This is a genomic window from Paenibacillus xylanexedens (assembly GCF_007676705.1).
Taxonomy (GTDB): Bacteria; Bacillota; Bacilli; order Paenibacillales; family Paenibacillaceae; genus Paenibacillus; species Paenibacillus xylanexedens_C.
In genome coordinates this window covers 1-287 of the sequence record NZ_VEBF01000239.1, presented here as the reverse complement: position 1 = coordinate 287, position 287 = coordinate 1, and the positions used below count along the sequence as shown (strand labels likewise).

1 protein-coding gene is annotated in these 287 nt (G+C 51.6%); it reads right to left on the bottom strand.

The window, feature by feature from the left end; genetic code table 11:
• Nucleotides 1-287 (bottom strand): ATP-binding protein (locus tag FS628_RS30495; protein ID WP_145326677.1); only part of this gene is annotated, 287 nt, incomplete at both ends.

The following is a 287-nucleotide window of genomic DNA, read 5'->3' as shown; positions in this document are numbered from 1 at the left end:
GGCGAGCACAAGGACAAATGGATTTGATGAATCCATCTGGAAGTTAAAGAGAATCGCCAAGTCCTGTAAAAAAGCGTCCTTGGCCATATGCATCTCATCCAGGATGAACACCGGCGTTACTTTTCGTTCCTGGGCCATCCGTTCAATTCCATGCTGGATCTGCCGGAACAGATCCACCTTCCGGAACCTGGGCTCCTCGCCCAACCCGTAAGCCAAACCCCGGTAAAAATCCATTACACCCCCGGTGGACAGTGGAAAGTAGACCACATGATAAAGCGCCGGGTTGA